The following is a 19,250-nucleotide window of genomic DNA, read 5'->3' as shown; positions in this document are numbered from 1 at the left end:
AACGCGTCGCCTCAGGCGACGCGGCGGCCCTTGCGCTTGGCCAGCGCGACCAGCAGCAGCGAGATCGCCGCCGGCGTCATGCCCGGGATGCGCTGCGCCTGGCCGATGGTCTCGGGCCGCACGGTGCCCAGCTTGGACTGCAGTTCGGCCGACAGGCCCGGCAGGCCGGCGTAATCGAAGTCTTCCGGCAGGCGGGTCTGCTCGTGGCGCTGCTGGCGGGCGATCTCTTCGCGCTGGCGCTCGACGTAGCCGGCGTACTTCACGCCGATCTCCACCTGCTCGGCGACCGCGGCGTCGTCGACGCCCGGGCCCAGGCCCGGCACCGCGGCCAGCGCGGCGTAGTCGAGCTCGGGCCGCTTCATCAGATCCAGCGCCGTGCCTTCGCGGCTGGGTGCGACGCCCGTGCTCGCTTCCAGCGCCCGGGCCAGCGTGCCGCCCGGCGCCACCCAGATCGCCTGCAGGCGCGCGCGCTCGGTGGCGATGGCCCCGGCCTTGCGCGACCACGCCTCCCAGCGCGCATCGCACACCAGGCCCAGCTCGCGACCCAGCGGCGTCAGGCGCTCATCGGCGTTGTCCTCGCGCAGCTGCAGCCGGTATTCGGCGCGGCTGGTGAACATGCGGTAGGGCTCGGTGGTGCCGTGCGTCACCAGGTCGTCCACCAGCACGCCGAGGTAGGCCTGGTCGCGGCCTGGCGACCAGGCCTCGCGCTGGGCCACGAAACGCGCGGCGTTGAGGCCGGCCAGCAGGCCCTGCGCGGCCGCTTCCTCGTAACCGGTGGTGCCGTTGATCTGGCCGGCGAAGAACAGGCCTTCGACGGCCTTGGTCTCCAGCGAGGCCTTCAGGCCGCGCGGATCGAAATAGTCGTACTCGATGGCGTAGCCCGGCCGGGTGATCACCGCGTTCTCGAAGCCGCGGATCGAGCGCACCAGATCGAGCTGCACGTCGAAGGGCAGCGAGGTGGAGATGCCGTTGGGGTAGATCTCGATGGTGTCCAGGCCCTCGGGCTCGACGAACACCTGGTGCGAGGCCTTGTCGGCGAAACGCACCACCTTGTCCTCGATGCTCGGGCAGTAGCGCGGGCCCACGCCCTCGATGACGCCCGAGTACATCGGCGAGCGGTCGAGCCCGCCGCGGATGATGTCGTGCGTGCGCTCGTTGGTGTGCGCGATCCAGCACGAGACCTGGCGCGGGTGCCCTTCGCGCCGGCCCAGGAAGGAGAACACCGGCCGCGGCTCGTCGCCGGGCTGCTCGGCCATCACCGTGTAATCGAGCGTGCGGCCGTCGATGCGCGGCGGCGTGCCGGTCTTGAGCCGGTCCACCACGAACGGGCCCTCGCGCAGGCGCTGGGCCAGCGCGGTGGACGGCGCCTCGCCGGCGCGGCCGCCCGGATGGTTCTGCAGGCCCACGTGGATGCGGCCGGCCAGGAAGGTGCCGGCCGTGAGCACCACCGCCGGCGCCTCGAAGCGCAGGCCCGACTGGGTGACGGCGCCACGCACGCGGCCGTTCTCGATCACCAGGTCGTCCACCGCGGCCTGGAACACCGTCAGGTTCGGCTGGTGCTCGACCAGCCGCCGGATCGCGGCCTTGTAGAGCGCGCGGTCGGCCTGGGCTCGGGTGGCGCGCACGGCCGGGCCCTTGCTGGCGTTGAGGGTGCGCCACTGGATGCCGGCGGCGTCGGCCGCGACGGCCATGGCGCCGCCCAGCGCGTCGATCTCGCGCACCAGGTGGCCCTTGCCGATGCCGCCGATGGCCGGGTTGCAGCTCATCTGGCCGATGGTTTCGATGCTGTGGGTCAGCAGCAGGGTGCGGGCGCCCGCGCGCGCGGCCGCCAGCGCCGCCTCGGTGCCGGCATGGCCGCCACCGATGACGATCACTTCATGGCTGAGCATGGGCGGGGGTCCGGGACATAGGCCGCGATTATCCCGCGCCGGGGAGGCTGGCGCACCCCGCGGGCGGGTTGGCACGCTTCCTGCATTCATCCAAAGGCACCTGCCACGGCCAACGCCGGGGGGCGTCGACCAGACTGAACAGGGGCTGGTCAGGCGCGTGGTAGGGATGCCAGGGCCTGGCGCTCCCGGGGGGGAGCGCCAGGCCCTTTTTTATGCGCGGGTTTCAGGCAAGCCGGGGAAAACACGGCGCCGAAGGAAGAAAGTCGGCGCCCGGCGGGTCTTGGAACAGGGGGAATCCAGGGGACCTGGTGCCGGGCGCCGAGCAGAGCATTCGGTTGCTTCGCGTCGCAAAGTGACGCTGAGGGTCAGTCGACGGGCCAAGAATGCGACGGCCCCACGCGCGGTGCAATGCCGCGAGGGGCCGTTCGTCCTAGTCTTCGCTGCCGGATGTTGGATTTTGTGACGCAGGTCTCACTTGCGGGGCCGGGCGCGACGGCGGGGCCGGACGGGCCGGGGCCGGGCGCGATTCCATGCGCGGTGCGGGCGCCTGGCGCGGCGCCGCCATCGGGCGCGGCTGCATCGACTCACGCGGCGCGCTCGACGGGCGCGGCGGCATCGCTTCGCGCGGCATCATCCGCGGACCCGGGTTGCCGGCCGGCTGCCGCGGCACCGCCCGCGGCTCCGACTCCGGCTGGCGCACCGGGTAGCGCATCTGCGGGCCGCCGCTGCTGGCGGGCGCCGGACGCACCGGCATGCCGCTGCGGCGGGGCATCTCGATGCCCGCCTCGTTGTCGCGCTGCACCGGACGACCAAAACGGCCGCCTTCGATGTCGCGCGGTGCCGGGCGGCCCAGGCCGGTGGCCGGCTGGCGGCGCGGCGCAATCGGCTCGACCGGTGCCTGCGGGCGCGGACGCTCGTCCTCGATGATCGGGTCCGGCTCGCGCCGGCCCGACTCGCCCAGGCCCGGGCGGCGTTCTTCGTAGCGACGCATCACGTCCGCATCGTCCGCGCGCCCGCGGGCGGGCATGCGGTTCTCGCGCTCCAGGCGCTCGCGCGCATTGCGCGGCGGCGGCGGGCGGCGATCGTCGCGGCGGTCGTCGTGGCGGCGCCCGTCGTACCGGTGGCCGTAATAGCTGTCGTACCAGCGGTGGCGGCTGCTCCAGCGGTAACCGCCGTACCAGCCCCAGTGGCTCCAGCCCCAGCTGCTGCCGAGCGAGAAATCCCAACCCGGCGCGTAGTAGTAGGGATAGTAGCCACCCCAGACCGGCACGCAGCCGTAGTAGCTGCGGCAGCGGTAGCGGTCCAGGCCCCAGAAGGGCGTGTAACCGTAGCCCCAGCCATAGCCGAAGCTGTAGTTGTAGTCGTAGGCCGGCTCGGTGCCGTAGTAGTAGTCGCCTTCGTATTCGTCGGCGGGGTAGTAGTAGGAGCCGTCGGCGTACACCGCACGGTCGCTGTAGTAGCCGTCCCCGTAGGTGGCGCAGCCGGAGAGCAGGACGAGCGCGGCAAGCGCGGCGATGATGCGGGTCATGGCGAATCCCCCCAGGTGCTCTGGCAGTCTTGGCCCGGGGCGGTGAATCCGCCCTTAATTCAAGCCGGTCGTGGCCATGCTAACGTGCGCGCCCTCCATACCGTGCGAAGACGCCCGCCATGTCCATGCACCAGGCCTCCGGACGCTGGAAACTCGGCCTGCTGCTGGCCCTCGTGACGGCCGCGTGTTGGGCCACCCTGCCGGTGGCGCTGAAGATCACGCTCGAGCAGCTCGATCCCTACACCCTCACCTGGTTCCGCTTCCTGCTGGCGGCGGGCGTGATGCTGGCCTGGCTGGCGGCGCGGCGCGGGCTGGGCGGTTTCGGCGGGCTCGACCGCCGGCGCTGGTGGCTGCTGGCGGTGGCCGGCCTGTGCCTGATCGGCAACTACGTGCTCTACCTGCTCGGCGTGCAGTACACCTCGCCGGCCAACGCCCAGCTGCTGATCCAGCTGGCGCCACTGCTGATGGCCCTGGGCGGCATCGTCGTGTTCGGCGAGCGCTTAAACGGCTGGCAGTGGACCGGCCTGGTGGTGATCGTGGCCGGGCTGGGCCTGTACTTCCGCGACCAGCTCGCCGGCGGCCTGCCGCCGGGCGGCCAGGGCTACCTGCTGGGCTCGGCCCTGGTGGTGCTGGCGGCGGTGGTGTGGGCGGTGTACGCGCTGGTGCAAAAGCAGCTGCTGCTGCGGCTGTCGTCACCGGCCATCCTGCTGGCGATCTACGTGATGGCCAGCCTGGTGCTGCTGCCGCTGGCGCGGCCCGGCGCGCTGCTGGCGCTCGACGGCCTGCACTGGGGCCTGCTGCTGTACTGCGCCGTGAACACGCTGGTGGCCTACGGCGCCTTCGCCGAGGCGCTGGCGCACTGGGAGGCCTCGCGCGTGTCGGCCATCCTGGCCACCACGCCCCTGCTGTGCCTGGGCGCGGTGGGGCTGGTGCATTCAATCTGGCCGACCGCCATCGCCCCGGAAACGGTCGGCACCGCCGGATGGATCGGCGCCGGCCTCGTGGTGCTCGGCTCCTCGCTGGCCAGCCTGATGGGCCAGCGCAAGCGCACGGGCTGATCAGGCCAGCAGGCGTTCGAGCAGGTCGCGTCCGTCGGGCGAGGCCAGCTTGCCTTCCAGCGTCGCCAGCGCCTCGCGCGCCGGGCCGCGGTGCGGCGCGCTCCAGCGCCGCCAGCTTTCGAAGGCGCCCAGCAGCCGCGCCGCCACCTGCGGGTTGATCGCGTCCAGCGCCGCCACCTGCCCGGCCACGCGCCGGTAGCCCGCGCCGTCGAGGCGATGGAAACCCAGCGGGTTCGAGCGCGCGAAGCTGCCCAGCAGCGCGCGCACGCGGTTGGGGTTGGTGGGCTTCCACCAATTCGAAACCATCAGCGCGTCAATGTCCGACAGCGCCTCCGGATGCGGACGCGTCGCCACCACCGCCACCCACTTGTCCGTCACCAACGGATCATCGCGATACCGCTCGCGGAACGCCGCCAAGGCCGCCTCCGCCCCCGGCGCCTGGAAGTGCACCAGGCAACGCAGCGCTGCCAGCCGCGCCGTCATGGTGGTGGCCGCCTCGAACTGCGCCTGCGCGAGCGCGGCCTGCGGGTCGAGCCGCGTCAACCACGACAGGCAGGCATTGCGCAGCGCGCGCGCCGACATCGCCGGGCCGTCCAGCCCGCCGCCGGCCGCCGCGGCCAGCGCCTCGTAGCGCGACTGCAGGCGCTCGACGTGGTCTTCGGCCAGGCGGTCGAGCAATTCCTCCCGCCGGCCCACCAGTGCTTCGACATCCACCTCGGCGACCTGCTCGGCCAGGGTGTCGAAATCCGGCAGCGCCAGGCACTCGGCCACGAAGGCCGGGTCGGCCGAGGCATCGTCGAGCAGGTCGGCGAGCACGTCCGACAGCGCCTGCGTCGCGGCCTCGGCGTGCGCCGCGCCCAGCAGGGCGTCGGTGGCCAGGCGCTGCACCAGGTCCCAGCGGTTGAAAGGGTCGCGCTCGAGCCGCGCCAGGCGCGCCAGTTCGTCCACGCCATAGTCGAAGTGCAGCTTCACCGGCGCGGCGAACCCCTGGTTGAAGGCGGGCAGCGGCCGGCCGCGCAGGCCGCGCCATCGCAGCACGTGGCGGGCGGCGGTCAGCTCGGCCAGGCCATCGCGTACGACGGCGTCGCCTTCCGGCGGCGTCGTGATCGCGGCGCCGTCGGCGTCGTAGAGCGCGAAGCGCAGCGGCACCAGCAGCGGAAGCTTTTCCGGCTGGCCCGGCGTGGGCGGCGTGCGCTGCTCGACGGTGAGCGTGTAGTCGCCGCTGGCGGCGTCGTAATCGCCGCGGATGCACAGCTCGGGCGTGCCCGCCTGCGAATACCAGCGCGCGAACTGCCCCAGGTCGCGGCCGCTGGCGGCGGCGTGCGCGGCCAGGAAATCCTCGATGGTGGCGGCGCGGCCGTCGTTGTCGGCGAAGTAGCGGTCCATGCCGGCGCGGAACGCCGCCTCGCCCACCAGCGTGTGCAGCACGCGGATGACCTCGGCGCCCTTCTCGTAGATGGTCAGCGTGTAGAAATTGCTGATTTCCTTGTAGCGGTCCGGGCGCACCGGGTGCGCCAGCGCGCCGGCGTCCTCGGCGAACTGGCGGCCGCGCAGCAGGCGCACCACTTCGATGCGCTTGAGCGCACGCGAGTGCAGGTCGGAGCTGAACTCGGTGTCGCGGAAGACCGTGAGCCCTTCCTTGAGCGAAAGCTGGAACCAGTCGCGCAGGGTGATGCGGTTGCCCGACCAGTTGTGCAGGTACTCGTGCGCCACCACCGATTCGATGGCCAGGAAGTCGGCGTCGGTGGCCGTGGCCTCGTCGGCCAGGATGTAGCGGGCGTTGAAGATGTTCAGGCCCTTGTTCTCCATCGCGCCCATGGTGAAGTCCTGGGCGGCGACGACGTTGAACACGTCCAGGTCGTAGCAGCGACCGAAGCGCTCCTCGTCCCAGCGCAGCGAACGCTCCACCGCGCCCAGCGCGTAACGGCATCGTTCGACATCGCCGGGCTCGGCCCAGACGTTGAGCTCGACCTCGCGGCCCTCGGCGGTGCGCACGGTATTCGTCACCCGACCCAGCTCGCCCGCGGCGATGGCGAACAGGTAGGCCGGCGTGGGGTGCGGGTTTTCCCACACGGCTTCGTGGCGATCGCCCTCCAGCGAACGGTTCGACACCGGATTGCCGTTGGCCAGCAGCACCGGGTAAGCGGCGCGATCGGCGCGCAGGCTGATGCGCCAGCGCGGCATCACGTCGGGGCGGTCGGCCATGAAAGTGATGCGGCGGAAGCCCTGCGCCTCGCACTGGGTCAGCAGCAGCCGACCGCTCTGGTACAGGCCCTCGAGCCGGGTATTGGCGGCGGGGTGGATGCGCACGCGCGTGCGCAGTTCACAGGCGCGGCCCGGGCCCGGCAGCTGCAGCCGGTGGCCGTCGTAGGCGTACTCGCCCTCGCCCAGCGCGCGGCCGTCGAGTTCGATGGCCAGCAGCTCCAGGCCTTCGCCGTCGAGCACGATCGGCTCGCCCGGCTGGTTGGGGTCGGGCTCGAGCGAGAGCGCTGACTCGACCACCGTGGCGGCCGGGTCGAGATCGAAGACTAGATTGGCGTGAAGGACGCGCCAGGCCGGCGCACGGTAATCGGCGAGGTGGACGAAGCCATCGCCCCGGGAAAGACTCATCGGACGGGGGTTTCCGCAAGGTTTAACGAACTGGCTGCTAGGCTAGCACGCGCCCACTGAACGACCATTCCATGACACCCCTGCTCCCTGCTTTCGACGACGTGCTGGCCGCCGCCGCACGTATCGCCCCGCACGCCAACCGCACGCCCGTGCTGCGCTCGCGTTCGCTCGACGCGCTGGCCGGCGCCGAGCTGCACTTCAAGTGCGAGCACGTGCAGCGCATCGGCGCCTTCAAGTTCCGCGGCGCCTGCAACGCCGTGCAGTCGCTCGACGATGAAACCGCCGCCCGCGGCGTGGTCACCCATTCCTCCGGCAACCATGGCGCCGCATTGGCCCTGGCCGCCCGCGAGCGCGGTATCCCCGCCCACGTGGTGGTGCCCGACGGCGCCAACGCCGTGAAGCTGGCCGCCATCGAAGCCTATGGCGCCACCGTGCACCGCTGCGCCGCCACCCAGGCCGCGCGCGAGGCCGCCGCGGCCCGCATCCTGGCCGACACCGGCGCCACCCTGGTGCACCCCTACGCCGACCCACGGGTGATCGCCGGCCAGGGCACGGCCGCGCTCGAGCTGCTGTCGGAAACCGGCCCGCTCGATGCCCTGGTCACCCCGCTGGGCGGCGGCGGCCTGACCTGCGGCAGCGCCCTGGTGGCGGCGGCCCGCGGCGGCGCCACCGTCTACGGTGCCGAGCCCGCCGGCGCCCCCGACGCCTACGAATCCCTGCGCCAGGGCCGCCACGTCACCGACCTCGTGCCCGACACTGTCTGCGACGGCCTGCGCGCCACCGTCGGCGCGCCCAACCTGGCCCTGATGCGCCAGCTGGGCGTGCAGGCCCTGCTGGCCAGCGACGAAGAGGTGGTGGCCGCCATGCGCCTGCTCTGGAGCCGACTGAAACAGGTGGTCGAACCCTCGGCCGCCATCGCCCTGGCCGTGGTGCTGAACAACCCCGCCCACTTCGCCGGCAAGCGCGTGGGCCTTATCCTCTCGGGCGGCAACGTCGACCTCGACGCCCTGCCCTTCTGACCCGGAACCCCCAATGATCATCGACGGAAACCGCCAAGCCGACCGCGCCATCGAACTGGTGCTGGCCTACTACTCCGCGTTCAACCGCGGCGACCGCGAAGGCATGCTCGAACTGCTGGCCGGCGACGTCGCCCACGACATCAACCAGGGCGGGCGCGAAACCGGCAAGGCCGCCTTCACGGCCTTCCTGGCCCGCATGGACCGCTGCTACCGCGAGCAGCTGCGCGACATCGTGGTGATGGCCAACCAGTCCGGCAGCCGCGTGGCCGCCGAGTACGTGGTGCACGGCGAATACCTGGCCGACGACACCGGCCTGCCGCCGGCCCGCGGCCAGAAGTACGTGCTGCCGGGCGGCGCTTTCTTCGACATCCGCGACGGCCGCATCGCCCGCGTCACCAACTACTACAACCTCGAAGACTGGATCGCCCAGGTCTCGAAGTAGTGTCCGGCTGGCGCGCCACGCTGTCCTCGCCCGGCTTTCGGGTGGCGGTGGTGGCGCTGCTGCTGGCCTTCGGGCTGATGGGGGCGCGCGCCCTCTGGGACCCGGACGAAGGCCGTTACACCAACGTGGCGCTGACGATGCTCGACACGGGCAACTTCGTCGACCTCTCGCGCCACCACGAAACCGGGCACTGGACCAAGCCGCCCGTCACCTACTGGGCCATCGCCGCCAGCGTGGCCGCTTTCGGCCCGCACCCGTGGTCGGCGCGCCTGCCGGCGGCGCTGGCCTACCTGGCCTGCGTGTGGCTGGCCTGGCGCGTGGCCCGGCGCCTGCAGCCCGGCACCGAAACCACCGCGGCCCTGGCCTACGCCACCATGCTGCTGCCTTTCGGCGCGGCCAACCTGATCACCACCGACTACCTGCTGGCCGCCTTCCAGGGACTGGCGATGTGGGCCTGGATCGAATCACGCTTCGGCCCGCGCGAACACGCCGGCCGCTGGCTGCTGCTGATGTGGGCAGGCTTCGCCATCGCCTTCATGACCAAGGGTCCGCCGGCCCTGCTGCCGCTGATGTCGGTGGTGGCGATGCAGTGGCTGGCGCCCGCGCCCGAGCGCCGCGCCGTCCGCGCCTGGTGGACCGGCGCGCTGCTGTTCCTGCTGCTGGCCCTGCCCTGGTACCTGGTGGTGGTGCTGCGCCACGAGGGTTTGCTGTCGTATTTCCTCGGAACCGAAGTCGTCGCGCGCATCGCCAGCGACCAGCTGCACCGCAACCCCGAGTGGTACGGCTGGCTGGTGGTGTACGGCCCGACGCTGCTGCTGGGCACGCTGCCGTGGACCGCGGTGGCCTGGCGCGCCCTGCGCGGCGGGCTGGCGCGCCTGCGCGGCTGGCGCGAGGCCGCCGCGCGACGCGCCGATGCGCCGCTGCTCGCGCTGTGGCTATGGGTGCTGCTGCCGCTGCTGGTGTTCTGCCTGGCGCGCTCGCGCCTGCCGCTGTACGTGCTGCCGCTGTTCCTGCCGCTGGCGGTGCTGGTGGCGCGGCAGTGGCATGCCGAAGGACGCGGGCTGCTGCGCACGCGCTGGTGGGTGCTGGCGGTGGTGGCGCTGCTGGCGCTGCGCCTGGGCACGGCCTTGTGGCCGACCAACAAGGACGCCGGCCGCTGGGCGGACGAGCTCTCGTCGCGCGTGGACCACCGCGTCGAGGAGGTCGTCTTCGTCGAGGACATGGCCCGCTACGGCCTGCACCTGCACATGGGCGTGGCCGTCGAGAAGGTGTCGCTGGAGCCGGTGCCGCGCGAGCGATTCGGCGCCGAATACGACTCGGGCTTCGCGGCCGAACTGCTCGAGGGCGAAGACGCGCTGTGGGTCACCAAGCAGGCCCTGTTTCCCGAGCTCGTCGAACGCGCGGCGGCGCTGGGCTTCCAGCTTGAGCCGCGGGGCGAGCCCTACGAGGGCCGGGTGATTTTCCAGGTGCTCAGGGCGCCGCCGTAGGCGCCCGTCCCGCCAGCCGCTGTGCGAGCCAGGCCATCGGCAGGTAGGCCAGCAGCAAGTCGGCAGCGATGAACCAGGCTGGCGCCGGCAGGATGAAGGCATTGGCCGTGCCGCCCAGCAGGAACAGCACGCCCACTGCCCAGGCCGGCCCGGCGCTGCGTCCCGGCGCCAGCCACGTCGCCACCAGCGCGCCGGCCAGCGTGCCCAGCGCGTGCGCCAGGAACGGGAACAGGAAGTGCTGCGGACCGAACAGCGGCAGCGCCGCCTGCAGCCCTTCCATGGTGGACGTATCGGTGCCCGCCGGCGGCGGCACCACCACGCCACCGAGCATGATCAGGCCCATGTTCACCACGCTGCCGGCGACGAAGCCGGCCACGGTCGCCAACACCACACGAAGGCCACGAGGCATGGGCTCGACCCTACTTCGCGGTGGCGGGATTGATGACCGCGGAGACGGGCGTGATGCGGTTGGCCGGGAAGCCGGACTTTTCGGCGTGCGAGCGGATCAGGTCCTCGCTCGGTGCGTTGTAGACGCAATAGATCTTGTCGCCGGCCACGTAGCTGTGGACCCACTGGATCTCCGGGCCAAGCTGGGCCAGCACGTCGTTGGAGTGGCGCGAGGCATCGCGAAGCTGCTCGCCGGACATGCTCCCTGCGCCGGGGATCTCGCGCTCGATCAGGTATTGCGGCATGACCCTTCTCCCTGGATGGATGGTGGACGACCGGGGCCCATCATCACGCTGCGCGGGGTGGCCGGCAAGCAGGCCGCGGCTGGCCAGGACGAAATGCGGCGTGCCGGTGTCCGATGTCCACTTTGGGTCCGGCGAGAGACGGGCCGTGCTGAAATTGTTGGGATAACGCACCACGCCACGGATGAACAGCGTGCCGCCCTCTTTCCAGGCGAGCCAGGAGCCCGGTGCCCCGAGGCAATCCTCGGTTGCGTTCACTGGCGATTCTCCGACAGCTTTTTCCTGAGCCGCTCGTTGTCCAGGTGCTTGGCCACGTCGAAAGGCTCGCACTGGCCGCTGGCCGAGGTGAACGCGATCGGCCCCACGGCGCGGGCCACTTTCAGCGCCGCCTGGTTGAGCACCGCGCTTCGCTTGCCGATACCCATCAGCGCCGTGGCCATCGCCAGGCGGACCTGTTCCGGCTCGTCGTCTATCGTCGCGGCGATTCGCTGGATGTGGCCCAGGAAGAACGCTTCCGTGGGCGCCTTCTTCGCGGGGAACTTCGATGCCTCGTAGATCAGTCCGTAACCGCAGGCCCGGCGAACCGGGTCGGGGGCAAGCACCCACCGCGCGGCCAGTTCAACCGCGAAGGGCGTCTTGGCCAGAGTCGCATCGCACGAAGCGAAGACATGCGCCAGCTGCCCGCCGGCAAGCTGATCCACCTAGCGCTCGGCCTGCTCGGGGGTCATCGTGCGCGGGTCGTCGACCAGCAGCGCGATCACCCTCGCGTCGTACACGTCCGACTCCCAAAGCGCCCGTGCCAGCGCCGGGTCGCGGCCTATTCCTGCGGCCAGCTTTCGCAGGCGCGTAAGCCCGATGCCGAAGCTGCGCATTCCGCCAGTGCCCTCACCCAGGCGCTCCCAGTTCCGCATGCCGCGCTCGTCGCGCTCACGCTCCAGCAGGGCGATGACTTCGGAGGGCTTCATGGCAGTTCCCTGTAGTCAGCAGCCCCCAGGGCAGAGGTCAGCTCGCGCTTCTGGCCGGGGAAGGCATCGAAAAGACGACGATGCGCGCGGTACGACCACGGGTCGTCGCGCTCGTAGTAGCCAGCCACCCAGGCCTGCAGGTTCTCCAGCATCGCGTCCTGCGCCTCCTTCGAAGCGTACTTGTGCGGCTCCCAGGGGCGGGCGCGATTGTGCGCCAGGCAGGTTTCCAGGCCGGGGTTGAGAAACACGAGTTCGGTGCAGTGGCCGGACGCGGCCTCCACCAGCTCGCCGTAACACCCCTCGATGACCCAGGCCGGGTTCGCCGCAATGAACTGCGACAGCGACGCTGCGATGGCCTCGGGCGTACGCTGCACGGCTACTTCCCCCGGCTCCCACACGATGGCGTCGAGGTCGAGGTGCGGCAGGCCATGCGCCTCGCACAGCCGACGGGCGAGCGTGGACTTGCCGGAGCCGGAGTTACCAAAGATCAGGATTCTCATGGTTGCTCGTGCCGCGGGGCGTAAAGCGAGAACAGCCCAATGAAGACGCCGGCAGCGACCAGGCAGCCGCCATAGAAGCGTGCCCTGCCTTGCGTGACGGCCTCGACCCGCTTGGTTTCGCTGAAAGCAGAGGGCCGTATCGTGGGGTGGTGGACCAGGATCTCCGGTGGCCATGCGATGACGGCCCCGCCCGCGACGAGCATGACCAGGCCGAGGAACAACCCGGGTTTGCTTGCGGTGCGAAAGCTCAGGGTGCCCATTGCGTCAGCACGACGTCAGCGGTGCCACGATGGCGATGATGGGGTGCTCCATGTAGCGAACGATACAAGATCCCAACAGGAAGTCACGTACCGCACACGGCTCAGGGCTTTTTGAGTAGACCAGCCGCACCGCGTCACATTGGACGCCGGCTTGAAACGGTGCTTGCCGTCGAGTTACCACTCAGAACGTTGGGAGGACAGGTTCACTCTTGCGGTGACTCGGTCGGCACTTTCCACTATGCGCCGGCTTCGATACCGTCGCCGACACCAACCGGGTGCTGCATGCATTAAAGGCGCCTGACGCTTGAGCGAATTGTCTGGGCGCAGATGCGCAATGTCACGGTCCCGAATCCGCCGGCGGCGGCGGGAGAACAAAGAACTCCAGCGAAGCGCCAACCCGCTTGGCAGCGTCGACCAGTTCCTGGTCTCCGGAAAGCGGGCTGACGACGACGATTTCGGTGCGGATGCGCCTACTCGCGGTCGATGCCTCGAAAGCTGAAAGCAAACTTGACTTGATTGCCGCAGCATCATCCGATGCGACGACCCAACGAGCCTTCTGGCGCTTGGCCGCGCCAATGAGTCTTGTCAAAGAGTTGACGGACTCACTCGAGGCCTCGCTTGCGACCCAGAACAGCTCATAGCCCTGCGTACCCTTTGGAAACGCCTGGATGGCCACGGCATTGACCCGCTGGTACGTCTCCTGCGGGCTCTCTGCGTGCGCAGCACACGCCAGCAGCAGCAGGAGAAGAGGGGTGAAGAACTTCTTGGATTCTTTCATAGCGCCCTAATGCCTTGGTTGAGCCGGGCCGAAGGCGTCGGCTTGAATGATCAATTGGGCCTGGCGGTGCTTGCGTTGGCCAGGTGGCGAACCATCACGCTCCTTACAGTCGCAATGCGAAGCGGTCCCAGGAAGCGTTCGAGCCAACGGGGCCCATGGAAAATTACGACAAGCATCAATGTGCCTGCAACCAGCCGAAGCGGGAGGGTTAGGCGTCAACCCGGTAGGCGATGTGTGTACCAAGCATGGATGAGACCTGCCTGGTAGAACTGAACAGGCATCCCAAATCCTGCTGCGGCGATCATGGCTGCGACCTTCTTGGGAGCAATGATTGCAACATCCTTGGCATAGGCTTCTTGCATCTGAAGCACGCGTTCAGGCGACACGCTCGCGCAATCGAACGGGGCCGAACTTGGCAGGGTTTCGAGGTAGCCGGTGTGGAAGGTGCACCGGTCAGCGTACCCATTGTCCCTGGCTCGCTTTTGTGCGACAGCGACCATTCCGGCCGATGGCCCAACCGCAGTGAACGTCCAGGCGGGGAAGCGCGAGGCAAGGGCCTGAATCTCCGCACCGGTACCGGCGCCTACACAGAGCATTCGTGCCCGTTCGGGTAGGCGGGCAAACAAGGATCCCATCAAGAGGTGAATGCCCTCCCGGAAGGCGGCCAGCTTTGCCCACTGCTGGTCGTAGTTGGCCGACTGCTGGTCGAACGTTGCTTCGAGCTGCGCTGGTTCCATTGATTGGGTCAGAGAACAGTGAGGGTTGACTTTAACGCCCAACCCCTGAGTTAAGCCGCTTGCCGGAGGCACTTCGGCCTGAATGATCAGTCAGGGCGCGTGAGCCGGCCACTGCAAATACCATAGCAATGAGCCGCGGGCCGGCAGAATGCCCGACTCCTCGCCAAGGAGCTGAAGCTCCTCCGGATCGCAGCCACCCGAGATAGCCCACGCCCTCCATCGCCTGAATATAACCACCCATGACGAGTAGTAGATCGCGACTGCTATAGCCGCAAGGATCCAATTGGGGTGGTCCGTCATCAACATCCCGGGGGCAATAAGCAGGCACGAGAGGAACATGATGAAGCGCGCAACTGGCTCGACACACTTCTCTGCCCGCAGGAGAGCGACTTCCTCCGTGAGCGGACATGGGTCACCAGGTTCGTCAAACATTCCCATTCTCGCGCCCCAGCACCTTGAGTCCAGCCGCGCGCAAGGCGTCAGCTTGAATGAACCGTTGGGCCGCGCCGCTGGCCCTCTGGTTATCGACGCGGAACCTAGCACACACGAACCAGCTCCACGACCCCATGCTCTTCGGATTCGTCCAACGCCATCCGCTGGAGCCGCGTGCCCCACGATTGATCCAGTCGTTGGGAGAGAGCGTCGACGATACTCAATGCGGGGCATGGCGCCAGAGTTAAACAGCTTCGGGGGCGCGTCGGCTTGAATGATTAGTTAGGCCTTGTCCGCCCGCATGTAACCATCAAAGTTGCTGATGTAATCGGTGAGATTCTCGTCAAGCATTGAGCGGTACTGCTCAACGAAGTACTCAATGGTCTCCTGCTTGGCAGCGCCCATCTCTTCGCTGCTGGTGAATCCCGTCGCACTCACCCACGCATTAAACCTCGCAGTTGCGTACATACACGATGCGCTCACCTTGCCGCGGGTCGAGCCGGCGAGCTGCCTGTTCGCCAGGCGAATAACCTCGTCCGCACGGTCGTAAAAGTGGTCATCAATGCTTGTTGTCACTGTGGCTCCCGCAAAAAAGGCCTAACGCCTGAGTTAAGCGGCGTGCCGAAGGCACGTCGGCATGAATGATGAGTTGGGCCTCGGCCGGACTAGCACGTCCAGTAGACCCGGTTCCGGAGATCGATGACTCTGGGGCCACCGCTGCATCCACCGACGTCACGAAGCGACCGGTCCTCCTCCTTGCGACCGATGATCCATTGTTCTGACTCGGCGTGCCACATGAGCGTCCCCTCGTCCAGGACGCCTGCGGGAAATGGATCTGAAGCAGTGGGGTTTAGTACGACAACGTGCGGCCCATTGACGCGGACGGTAAGTCGAATGCTCGGGATCGTCGGGTGCTCGGCGAATCTATGGGTGAACGCGTACTCGCCCGACGGAAGGGGGATCGGCGGATCCGAAGCCGAGACGCAGCCAACAAGGCCAAGAAGCGCGCTTGCGATAATCTTCATCCGAAACCTGACGCCTGAGTTAAGCCGCGCCGAAGGCGTCTGCTTGAATTATTAGTTAGGTGCGACGGTAGAGGATGCTGAAGCTCTCTGCAAATGGGGGATCGATGACTGAGGATCGCCAGGTCGCGAGGGCAGGAAGTGCGGTGCAAAGGAGCGACTCCCATTGGTCGAAACCTGGCTGCTCTTCGCAGATCATGATCGTTCCCTGCTCTGTCTCGAGCTGGAACCAAACATCGTCAACCGTGACCATGTCCCGCTTGAACACCGCAACGGAGTTGATCTGGGACCACTCCACTCGCCGCGCACCTGAGTTGAAGCCTGCATCGTCCGAAGCAATCGGCTCCCATTGCAGGGCCGATCGTCGAGCCAACCATTCTTTGATCTGCCTTAGAGCATCCACCGCGGACGGTTCTTCTCCCAACTGAGGGGAGAGAGGCACACGGCCGACCCGGCAGAATTGTTGTTCTCGAGGCAACAAAACGGGGCCGGCCGTGGCCGAAGTGGATTGTATGTCCCAGCTGGTGCGTATTCCGGTGGAGTTGACCACTGATTCCGGTTGACTCTGAGCACTACTGGAACCCTCGCTACCAAGCCGCAAACGCCAGGGCGTCCACCAGTTCTAGTCTTGCTCTGAGCTTTACCGGCCATGAGAGCTTCCCCAAGCTTCTAGACGGGCGCTAAGACGGCCCATCAAAAGCTGGGAACTCCAGTCGATTTACCGAAGAACTACATCAAGGGAGTCACGATCAAAATTTCGCCGGTTGACTTCTCAACGCCAATTTCCCAACCGCCGCCTCTGATGCGCTCAAGCTTCGGCAGGAAATGCACCAAAAGAACATCCTCCCGGTCCCTTAGCCGAATTCGATAACTCCTGGGGTCCAGGATCTCCGGATGACTCTTCGTCAACGCGCCTGTGCCCGCATCTTCGGATCCCATATCGCTTAGAATCTGCAGGAACCTGGCGGTCGCCAGATAGACGAGCTCAGCGCGGCGCTCATCCTCCGATTGCGCGAGTAGGCCTTCGAGCATCCTTATTCGCTCAGAAATGAGCTCGCCTCGGTCCACATTGACCGTCTCTGCTGTCGTTTGCGCCGGAGTCTCGCCGGTCGATGATGCGGCCTCAACTAAAAGAGGTCCGCCGAGCACGGCGGATATCGCGAGGAAGGGTAGAGAACGATTCATGGACATGAGCAGCCCTCAGCCGTTTCATCAACCAGGTTTACGGGCTTGAGCGGATCCTCCGAAGTGGAGTCAAGCATTCGGATCACGCCATTCGGCGTTCCAAGGAATGAGCTGTATTCCAGCGTGCCATATTGTCGCACTACGTCCAATGCGGTACCCAGGTAGCTGTCTATGTCCGCGGGCGAGAAGTTCTCGCCATCGTAGCCGTCGACAGGCGGGTGAGTGTGATATGCCCCAACAACTGCACGGGAAATCGCCGGTAGTATTACGCTAGTCGGAGTGCCACGAACTGCTTGGCTGTAGGTGTAGAGTCCGTTATCAAGCTTGTGGATGCGCCCTCCATACTCAACGCCATCCCTGCGAGATCGCCAGTTGTAGTATTGAATAGCATCGCGACCAGCATCTCGTAGCGACCTGAAGCAATCGCCTGGCGCAAGACCGAGGGGGTCGACAAGACTAATTGGGTTCCCGAGCACATAGGCGAACGTATTTATCCCGCCACCTAGGCCAATGGGATCGCTTGTCGTGTAACGCCCTAACGCAGCGTCATAGTTTCGGAAAACGTTGTACCAAGTGGCCGCCTCAGCATCATACTGCTGCCCTGGGAATCCGAGGCTCAGGCCTCCGAAGGTGTCGATCGTGACATTCCGGTCAAAGGCCAGATTGTTAGCCCGCCAGACCACCGCCTTGGCGGCGTTGGTCGCGACTTCCGGCCGGCCGAGGTGGTCCGTGTGCACGGCGTATAGCTGCCCGCTACGGATGACACCCACCGGCTTGCCTTCCAGCCAGACATAGACCGTGTCCAGGCTAGCGGAACCGGCGTTGGTCTCGCCCAAGAGCAAGCTGCCTGGACTGAACAGGTACCGGGTCGTGCTGCCTCCCGCCTGCGCTTTGCTGACCCGCTGCCCAATCGCGTTGAAACCGTAGTCCCAGGTACCCGCGGGGAGGTTCAGCGTGGCGCCATTGGGCTGGGTGACGGATTGCGCACTCGGCCGGATCAGCTTCACCTGACGATTGAAGCCGTTGTATCGCCGTTCGACCGTCACCCCGCCCCGGGTCTCGGTGCGCAGGTTGCCCATCGGGTCGTAGGTCGCCGAGCGCGCACGCGGCCCGCTCAGGCTCGCCAGCCGGTTGGTGCCGGGGGCAACCGCGTAAGTGTCCGTACCACCGCCCCAAGTGTGCGAGGTGCGGTTTCCATTGGCATCGTATTGCCAGCTGTGCAGCCCTGTCGCGCTGGCATTGGCCGACGTCAGGGCACTCATCACGTCATAGCTGTAGGTCTGGGTCGCAGCAACGTTCTTATGGTGTCGTAGTCGATCTGGCGGTTCCAGCCGTTGCCGTGGGCGAAACCAATCAGCGGGCCGCCGAACGGCTGGTACACCGCCTGATTGATCACATCCTTCCACATGCCTGCGATCTGAGCCTCGATGCGCCTGACCCGATGGTCCGCCGTGTATGTGTAGCGCAGCACCACGCCGTTCGGGTAGATGGCGGTGCCCAGTCGCCCATGGGCGTCATAGGTGAACGACAGGCCGAAGGTGACTCCGCCGATCACCGACGTCTGCGAGGCCAGCTCACCTGACTGCAGATAGGTATAGCTGGTGGAGCCCGTGCTGTCGTTCATGCCGCACAGCCGGCCCTTGCCCATGGTGCAGCTGTCGTAGGTCAGCGTGTGGGTTTGCGCGCCAGGGACACCGTTGTAAGCCGCCCAGGTGGCGGACTCCTGGACCACGCGCCCCAGCGCATCCCGGGTATACGTCGTCACCGTGCCGTCGGCCCGCGTCAGCGTCAGGACCCTTCCGGCCGCGTCGTAGGTGTAATCCGTGATCCCGCTGTCCGGACTGGTGACGCGAACAACATCACCGTGGCCGTTGTAATCGTAGGTCGTGATGTTGCCGTTGCGGTCGGTGACTTTGGTCAGCCAGCCCAGCGGGTTGTACTCGAAGGTGGCCACACCCTGGTTCGGGGCCGTGACGGAAGCCACCCGCCCGTGGGAGTCGTAGGTCGTGGTCGTGACCCGGTTCAGGGAATCGGTGACCGTCGACAGGTCGCCATTGGCGTTGTAGGTGTAGCGGACGTTCTGGCCATTGTTGCCCAGCGCGTTGCTGAGGAATCCGCCGGCATCGTACGCCCACTGCTTGGAGCTGTAGTTGTGGCTGCGGGCCACCCATCCCTCAATGGGCTCGCCGCCCTGGTACCCGATCACCGACCACTCCAGGTAGCCCTGGAGGGTGCTGACGCCGGTCAACTGGCCCAGCCCGTTGTAGGCCCGGTTCTGGACCGCCTGGGCATTCTCGCCGAACGGATGGGCGGCCGGCGACTTGATCTGGGTGACTTCGCCTGCGTGGTTGTAGAGGAACTCCGTCGGCCGCCCCGTGCTGTCCGTGACGCTGATCAGGTTGTCCGAGGCGTCATACACGTAATTCGTGACGCGGTCGCCGCCCGGCGCTTTCACCGTGGTGCGCGTGATACGGCCTTTTCCGTCATACAGCAGATCCGTGATGAGGCCATTGGCGTCGGTGATCCGGCCGGGGTGCCCCAGGGACGTGTGGTTGGCATAGGTGATGACATGCCCCAGCGGGTTGGTGACCTTCACCGGGTGGCCGCTGCTGTTGAACTCCTGGGTCGTGAGGTCCGCAGTGCCCGGCA

Annotated in this window: 19 protein-coding genes and 1 pseudogene; 4 read left to right on the top strand and 16 right to left on the bottom strand. The window is 67.5% G+C overall.

All coding sequences use genetic code 11. From position 1 onward, the window contains the following. Positions 1 to 11: 11 nt before the first annotated feature. The gene (mnmG, locus tag ABS41_RS05405; RefSeq protein ID WP_290591670.1) at positions 12 to 1,889 is read right to left on the bottom strand and encodes a tRNA uridine-5-carboxymethylaminomethyl(34) synthesis enzyme MnmG; all 1,878 of its coding nucleotides are present in this window, start codon (positions 1,887 to 1,889) and stop codon (positions 12 to 14) included. A gap of 430 nt (positions 1,890 to 2,319) precedes the next feature. Then, on the bottom strand, positions 2,320 to 3,417 hold the full coding sequence (locus ABS41_RS05400; RefSeq protein ID WP_290591668.1) for a hypothetical protein: 1,098 nt from the start codon (positions 3,415 to 3,417) through the stop codon (positions 2,320 to 2,322). Between the two features lie 119 nt (positions 3,418 to 3,536). On the opposite strand from ABS41_RS05400, the gene ABS41_RS05395 reads away from it, so the two are divergent. Continuing rightward, positions 3,537 to 4,475 carry a DMT family transporter gene (locus tag ABS41_RS05395; RefSeq protein ID WP_290591666.1) on the top strand — a complete coding sequence of 313 codons (939 nt, stop codon included), beginning with the start codon at positions 3,537 to 3,539 and terminating at the stop codon, positions 4,473 to 4,475. Here ABS41_RS05395 and pepN read toward each other — a convergent pair whose 3' ends face one another. Further along, positions 4,476 to 7,085: an aminopeptidase N gene (gene pepN, locus ABS41_RS05390; protein ID WP_290591663.1), complete on the bottom strand. Its 2,610-nt coding sequence runs from the start codon at positions 7,083 to 7,085 to the stop codon at positions 4,476 to 4,478. 71 nt (positions 7,086 to 7,156) lie between these two features. Here pepN and ABS41_RS05385 point away from each other — a divergent pair, with 71 nt between their 5' ends. Genes ABS41_RS05385 through ABS41_RS05375 form a run of 3 tightly spaced genes read left to right on the top strand, consistent with a single transcriptional unit; the run spans position 7,157 to position 10,033 of the window. Next, on the top strand, positions 7,157 to 8,104 hold the full coding sequence (locus tag ABS41_RS05385; RefSeq protein ID WP_290591661.1) for a pyridoxal-phosphate dependent enzyme: 948 nt from the start codon (positions 7,157 to 7,159) through the stop codon (positions 8,102 to 8,104). A 13-nt stretch (positions 8,105 to 8,117) separates the two neighbouring features. Beyond that, positions 8,118 to 8,546 carry a ketosteroid isomerase-related protein gene (locus tag ABS41_RS05380; RefSeq protein ID WP_290591659.1) on the top strand — a complete coding sequence of 143 codons (429 nt, stop codon included), beginning with the start codon at positions 8,118 to 8,120 and terminating at the stop codon, positions 8,544 to 8,546. After that, positions 8,546 to 10,033: a glycosyltransferase family 39 protein gene (locus tag ABS41_RS05375; RefSeq protein WP_290591657.1), complete on the top strand. Its 1,488-nt coding sequence runs from the start codon at positions 8,546 to 8,548 to the stop codon at positions 10,031 to 10,033. The genes ABS41_RS05380 and ABS41_RS05375 overlap by 1 nt, the downstream gene beginning before the upstream one ends. Here ABS41_RS05375 and ABS41_RS05370 read toward each other — a convergent pair. The 13 genes and pseudogenes from ABS41_RS05370 to ABS41_RS05310 all read right to left on the bottom strand — a co-directional run. Further along, positions 10,017 to 10,421, bottom strand: coding sequence for a hypothetical protein (locus ABS41_RS05370; protein WP_290591655.1), 405 nt, complete (start codon positions 10,419 to 10,421; stop codon positions 10,017 to 10,019). The genes ABS41_RS05375 and ABS41_RS05370 overlap by 17 nt on opposite strands. A 31-nt stretch (positions 10,422 to 10,452) precedes the next feature. Beyond that, a complete protein-coding gene (locus ABS41_RS05365; protein ID WP_290591653.1) occupies positions 10,453 to 10,980 on the bottom strand; it encodes a DUF4242 domain-containing protein in 528 nt (175 codons plus the stop codon). Next, a complete protein-coding gene (locus tag ABS41_RS05360; protein ID WP_290591651.1) occupies positions 10,977 to 11,423 on the bottom strand; it encodes a hypothetical protein in 447 nt (148 codons plus the stop codon). Before ABS41_RS05360 ends, ABS41_RS05365 begins: the two co-directional genes overlap by 4 nt. Then, entirely contained in the window at positions 11,424 to 11,687 is a 264-nt protein-coding gene (locus ABS41_RS05355; protein WP_290591650.1) for a DNA alkylation repair protein, read from the bottom strand. Next, positions 11,684 to 12,187: an AAA family ATPase gene (locus ABS41_RS05350; RefSeq protein WP_290591648.1), complete on the bottom strand. Its 504-nt coding sequence runs from the start codon at positions 12,185 to 12,187 to the stop codon at positions 11,684 to 11,686. Before ABS41_RS05350 ends, ABS41_RS05355 begins: the two co-directional genes overlap by 4 nt. Next, the gene (locus tag ABS41_RS05345) at positions 12,184 to 12,447 is read right to left on the bottom strand and encodes a hypothetical protein (RefSeq protein ID WP_290591646.1); all 264 of its coding nucleotides are present in this window, start codon (positions 12,445 to 12,447) and stop codon (positions 12,184 to 12,186) included. The genes ABS41_RS05350 and ABS41_RS05345 overlap by 4 nt, the downstream gene beginning before the upstream one ends. Positions 12,448 to 12,784: 337 nt before the next feature. Next, the gene (locus tag ABS41_RS05340; RefSeq protein WP_290591644.1) at positions 12,785 to 13,225 is read right to left on the bottom strand and encodes a hypothetical protein; all 441 of its coding nucleotides are present in this window, start codon (positions 13,223 to 13,225) and stop codon (positions 12,785 to 12,787) included. Positions 13,226 to 13,440: 215 nt separating this feature from the next. After that, positions 13,441 to 13,962 (bottom strand): class I SAM-dependent methyltransferase, encoded by a 522-nt coding sequence (locus ABS41_RS05335; protein ID WP_290591642.1) that lies wholly within the window; start codon positions 13,960 to 13,962, stop codon positions 13,441 to 13,443. Between the two features lie 714 nt (positions 13,963 to 14,676). Next, a complete protein-coding gene (locus tag ABS41_RS05330; RefSeq protein WP_290591640.1) occupies positions 14,677 to 14,970 on the bottom strand; it encodes a DUF3144 domain-containing protein in 294 nt (97 codons plus the stop codon). A 504-nt stretch (positions 14,971 to 15,474) separates the two neighbouring features. Further along, positions 15,475 to 15,966, bottom strand: coding sequence for a hypothetical protein (locus ABS41_RS05325; protein WP_290591638.1), 492 nt, complete (start codon positions 15,964 to 15,966; stop codon positions 15,475 to 15,477). Positions 15,967 to 16,145: 179 nt separating this feature from the next. After that, entirely contained in the window at positions 16,146 to 16,607 is a 462-nt protein-coding gene (locus tag ABS41_RS05320) for a hypothetical protein (RefSeq protein WP_290591636.1), read from the bottom strand. Beyond that, the gene (locus ABS41_RS05315) at positions 16,598 to 17,863 is read right to left on the bottom strand and encodes an RHS repeat-associated core domain-containing protein (protein WP_290591634.1); all 1,266 of its coding nucleotides are present in this window, start codon (positions 17,861 to 17,863) and stop codon (positions 16,598 to 16,600) included. Before ABS41_RS05315 ends, ABS41_RS05320 begins: the two co-directional genes overlap by 10 nt. Beyond that, positions 17,863 to 19,250 (bottom strand): annotated as a pseudogene (locus ABS41_RS05310) (hypothetical protein); the annotation flags it as partial. The pseudogene ABS41_RS05310 and the gene ABS41_RS05315, both read right to left, overlap by 1 nt.

The sequence above is a fragment of the Arenimonas sp. SCN 70-307 genome, assembly GCF_001724815.1.
Lineage (GTDB): Bacteria > Pseudomonadota > Gammaproteobacteria > Xanthomonadales > Xanthomonadaceae > Arenimonas.
The sequence above is the reverse complement of the archived record's forward strand: the minus strand, read 5'-3'. Positions and strand labels throughout refer to the sequence as shown.